This is a genomic window from Bartonella sp. AA2SXKL (genome assembly GCF_042197205.1).
GTDB lineage: Bacteria > Pseudomonadota > Alphaproteobacteria > Rhizobiales > Rhizobiaceae > Bartonella.
In genome coordinates, this window is the sequence record NZ_JBHIRN010000066.1 from 1 (window position 1) to 1029 (window position 1029).

General features: G+C 43.1%; 2 protein-coding genes. Both read right to left on the minus strand.

Going from position 1 to position 1029, the window contains the following annotated elements; genetic code table 11:
* Window positions 1-474, minus strand: a 474-nt coding sequence (locus ACFINS_RS09760) for an AAA family ATPase (protein ID WP_375706150.1), incomplete at its 3' end; no start/stop codon positions are given.
* 12 nt (window positions 475-486) lie between these two features.
* Window positions 487-1029: Holliday junction branch migration protein RuvA (gene ruvA, locus ACFINS_RS09765; RefSeq protein ID WP_375706151.1), on the minus strand; the 543-nt coding region annotated here is incomplete at its 5' end.

Below are 1029 nucleotides of genomic sequence, written 5' to 3' on the forward strand. Positions count from 1 at the left end.
AACCAAAGTAAATTTAGCAAGATCAATTTTAACCGAACGTGCTGCCGGTCCCTCACCAATAATAAGATCAAGCTGATAATCTTCCATGGCGGGATAAAGAATTTCTTCAATAGCCGGACTTAAACGATGAATTTCATCAATAAACAAAACATCGCGCTCTTCTAGATTGGTTAAGAGAGCTGCCAAATCTCCCGCCTTAGCAATAACAGGACCTGAGGTAGAGCGAAAATTAACCCCTAGTTCCTTGGCCATAATTTGTGAAAGCGTTGTTTTGCCTAAACCAGGTGGTCCTACAAACAAAACATGATCGAGTGCCTCTTGACGCGCTTTTGCCGCTTCAATAAATATTTTTAAATTGGCCCGTGCTGCCTCTTGACCAATAAAGTCATCAAGCACTTGTGGTCTTAAGGAACGATCTGGATCATTAGGAAGGGGGACGGCACCCAAAAGGCGTTGATCTTCATCTTTATGCATTGTGACCTTGCGCTAAGTAGGAGGAGAAAGCAATTTGAGGCTATGGCGAATAAGCAATGCAGAGGAAACAGTCTCCCCTTCAAGAGCGTTCACCGCTAAAGCAAGAGCTCTAGCTGCTTGATCACGTTCAAAACCAAGCTTAATCAAAGCGGAAAGTGCATCATTTGTAGGTTGATTGGTCACCTCCAAATGAGGGAGTGGAGCGCTATGGATCACCTTTTCACTAAAAGGGAGAGCTTTGCTTTTCAGTTCGCTCACAATTCTTTCACTGACTTTTTTACCAACGCCTGGAGCACGACTTATCATTGCAATATCGTTTAAGGCAATCGCCTGTGCCAGTTCATCTGGCGATAAAGTTCCCAAAATTGCCAAAGCAACTTTTGCTCCTACACCAGGCACATTTTGTAATAAGCAAAACCATTCTTGTTCCGCTTTCGCAATAAAACCAAAAAGGCGGATGGCTTCTTCACGAACATGCGTTTCAATAAACAAACTTAAACTCTCCCCCAAAGCTGGGAAAGAAGGACGCAGGCGATTTGAAATAAAAACTACATA